The organism is Aeromicrobium sp. (genome assembly GCF_025965075.1).
GTDB lineage: Bacteria > Actinomycetota > Actinomycetes > Propionibacteriales > Nocardioidaceae > Aeromicrobium.
In genome coordinates, this window is record NZ_JAOPXQ010000209.1 from 1 (window position 1) to 3843 (window position 3843).

At 74.6% G+C, this 3843-nt stretch carries 2 protein-coding genes; both read right to left on the minus strand.

Features of this window, described 5'->3' with window-relative positions:
* Window positions 1–2051, minus strand: a 2051-nt coding sequence (locus JWQ91_RS12575) for an SNF2-related protein (RefSeq protein WP_297784554.1), incomplete at its 3' end; no start/stop codon positions are given.
* Between the two features lie 190 nt (window positions 2052–2241).
* The coding region (recD, locus tag JWQ91_RS12580; RefSeq protein WP_297784556.1) for an exodeoxyribonuclease V subunit alpha at window positions 2242–3843 on the minus strand (1602 nt) is incomplete at its 5' end.

Below are 3843 nucleotides of genomic sequence, written 5' to 3' on the forward strand. Positions count from 1 at the left end.
ACGACCAGGAACGGTCCGCTGCCGCGCTCGACCTGCCGCACGATCATCGCGAGGGCCTGCACCGTCTTGCCGAGCCCCATGTCGTCGGCGAGGATCCCGCCCAGCCCGTGGTCGGCCAGGAAGCTCAACCACGCGTAGCCCTCGCGCTGGTAGGGCCGCAGCTCGGCGCGCAGGCCCTCCGGGACGTCCAGGACCGGGATCTCGTCGATCGAGGTGAGGGCGTCGACCGACTGCTGCCACGAGGCGGACTGGCGGTCCACGGTGCCGAGCGTGAGGAGCTCCTGCCACAGGCCGGCGTGGAACCGGTTGACCCGCAGCTGCTCGCTGCGCCGATCGGTCAGCTCACGCGCCTCCTGGATCAGCTCGCGGAGCTGCACCAGCTCGGGCCGGTCGATCGACAGGTAGGTGCCGCTGAGCAGGACGACGTGGGACTCCCCCGCCGCCAGCGCGGCGAACAGCGGTCCGAAGTGGACCCGTTCGCCCTCGATCGTCACCGTCACGGCCAGGTCGTACCAGTCGCTGCGGGGGTCCTTGCCGTCCTCGAGCGAGATGTGGACCACCGGGGCGGTGCCGGCGAGCCGGTAGTCGGGCCGGTCGCCCACGATGGTGACGTCGATGCCGGCGGCGACGAGCGCCGGGACGACGTCCTCGCTCAGCACCACGGCGGGGTAGCCGTCGAGCGTCGCCACCGGCAGCAGCCTCGCCCGGCCCGCGGCGTCGGTCGTGACCGGCAGGCCGGCCGGGGGCACGAACGCGTCGACCAGCTCCCGCTCGGCCACCCGGTCGCGGAAGGACTCGAGCCCACCGATCCATGCGACGCGCCGGAGCTCGCCGTCGATCTCGTAGGCGAAGCCCCACACCACCTCGGCCGACAGGCCGTCGTGCGTGACCGTGACGGACAGCCGCGGCGGGACGATCTCGGGGACGTGGATGCGCGGGTCGACCCGGACCGAGCCGACGGCACGCTGCAGCCGCGGGTAGAAGTCGCGGAGGAACTCGTCCGCGTCGCCGTCCGGCACCCGGATGCCGCGCCGGTTGACCACGAGGGTGCGCAGCGACTGGTCCAACGGCTGGTCGAACGCCGCGAACCACACCCGGCTCGGCCGGTCGTCGTCGTCCCAGGCAGCGATGCCGTGGGCCGGCTGCCCGATCAGCATGACCCGGTCGTAGGCCCACGCGTCCGCGACGTCATCGTCGGACAGGTGGGCGGCGACGACCAGGCCACCCTCCTCCGGGGTCACCTCGACGCTGACCGTCACGGGCTCGGCCAGGATCGTGACGTCCGCGTCGTCGGGCCCCAGGAGGGTCACGCCGGCCTCGACCAGCGCGTCGAAGACCCGCCAGGCGTCACGGGTCAGGCCGCTGAGGTGGATCGACCCGTCGGAGCGGCGGACGTGGGAGTAGTGGTCGCGCACCGCCAGCGGGAGCTCGGCCAGCGCGTTGACCTGCGGGTAGCCGCCGCTCATCCCCCGGGCCGAGGCCTCGACGTCCGGCCAGGCGGCGCCGGTCTTGATCCACTTGCCCTTGGCGCCTCGTTTGAGCGGGCGCGCGGTCATCAACGCGTCGCCCTGGAAGTGCGACGGTTCGAGGTCGATCCGCAGCGCCCAGTCCGTGCGTCTGGGGGTCGCCGGTCCACCGACCAGCGGCGCGAGGGCCGAGCGCCACTGCGGCTCGGACGGCCGGGCCTGCGCGCGGCGACGCCACGAGTCCTGCGGCAGCGCCCCCGCGGGCTCGGGCTCGACCGCCTCCTCCGGCCCGCGCACCGCGATGATCAGCGCCACGGCGTGCTTGCAGCTGAACCTGACGAAGCACGTGCAGGTCGCGAGGATCGACGTGAAGCCGACCTTGGTCTCGCGCACCCCGACCGTCGTGGCGTAGGACCCCGGATCGGAGCCCTGCACCTCCGCGGTCGCGGTGCTGCCGTCGGGGTCGACGCTCTGGATCGTGACCCGTCCGTCGCGGGCGTACGCCCTGCCGCGCGCGAGTGAGCCCGAGTCGAACACGCGCCGGAGCTCACCGTCGGTGAGGGAGGCGATCGTCCGAGAGGTCACGCTCGTGAGGTTAGTCGGCCGGTCCGACACCCCCCGGATCGACCGCCGTGATGCCGGCACCCCCTCCGGGGCGGTGCATCAGTCGCCCTACCGGCCAGGTGAGGGGCGACCTCCGCACCGCCAGCCCGCGGGAGGGGTGACTCCTGCACCGCCTCCCCTGCGGAGAGGCGACTCAGGCACCGCCCGGGTGTCAGGTCCCGGGCGGGGAGCTGTCCGCCACCGCCTCGGACAGCCGCTCGGCCAGGCCGCTGGCCCGCAGCACCCGGGTCGCGATGGCCCGGCGGACGGCATCCTCCGACCCGATCAGCGTCACGGTGGTCTGCGCCCGGGTCAGCGCGGTGTAGAGCAGCTCCCGGGTCAGCAGCCGGGACTCGTCGCCCGGCAGCAGCACCGTGACGTGCTCGAACTGGCTGCCCTGGCTGCGATGCACCGTCATGGCGTACGCCGTCTGCACCGCGCCGAGCCGGGACGGCGCGAACCGGCGTCGCTCCTGCTCGGCCACCACGACGGCCAGCCCCTCGCCGGCCGGGACCGTGACGCCGGTGTCGCCGTTGTAGAGCCGCAGCCCGCGATCGTTCTCCGTCACCAGCACCGGGCGTCCGGCGAACCACGGCCGCCCCAGCATGTGCCCGGCGTCCTCGTCGAGCCACCGCTCGACCTGGGCGTTCCAGGTCTCGGCGCCGTAGGGGCCCTCCCGGTGGGCGCACAGCAACCGGTGCCGGTCGAGCTCGGCCAGCGCCGCCTCGACGTCGCCGGCCTCGGCGGCGTCCCGCATCGCCCGGGCGCCCGGGAGCACGAGCCCCTGCACTGTCTCGGTCCCCTCGTCCAGGAGTCGTACGCCCGCGTGCCCGGCGCGCAGCACCTCGATCGCCCGGTCGGCGTCACCGTCGCGGACGGCCGAGGCCAGCGTGCCGATCTCGTCGCCGAAGCGGTGCTCGTTGACCAGCTGGGCGACCGGCGAGGTCGGGCCGTCCGCCCAGCCGCCGACGAGGTCGCGCAGGACCGTCCCGGCCTCGATCGAGGCGAGCTGGTCCGGGTCCCCCACCAGCAGCAGCCGGCTGTCGGGGCGGACCGCCTCGACCAGCCGGGCCATCAGGGTCAGCGAGACCATCGAGCTCTCGTCGACCACGACGACGTCGTGCGGCAGCCGGTGGCGGCGGTCGTGCCGGAAGCGGGTCGAGTTGTCGGGCCGGAAGCCCAGCAGCCGGTGCATCGTCGAGGCCTCGAGGTCCCGCAGCCAGGCCCGTTCGTCGTCGGTGAAGCCCTCGGCCTCCGACACCGCGGCGACCGCCTCCTTCATCCGGGCGGCGGCCTTGCCGGTCGGGGCGGCCAGCGCGACCCGCAGCGGGGGCGCCCCGACCGCGGTCGCCTGCGAGGCCAGCACCGCGAGCAGCCGGGCCAGCGCCGTGGTCTTGCCGGTGCCGGGCCCGCCGGTCAGGATCGTGGTCCACCGACCGGCCGCGCCCTCGGCCGCCGCCCGCTGCTCGGCGTATCCCTCGCCCGGGAACAGCCGGGTCAGGTCGGTCGCCAGCAGCTCGGCGTCCGGCGCCGGCGGGGCGAGCTCGGACCGGCTCACCAGGTCCCGGCAGAGCTCGGTCTCGAGTTCGAGGTAGCGGTCGAGGTAGACCAGCCGGTGGTCGGCCCGCAGCACCGGGACGTCGGCGTCGACCAGCCTGCTGTGGGCGACTTCGGCGTGCCACGCGACGGCGTCCTCGGGCCACGGCAGCCCGGGCGTCTGGGCGCCCAGCTCGGTCACGAGCTCGGCCAGCTCGACGCAGGTCGACCCGTTGCG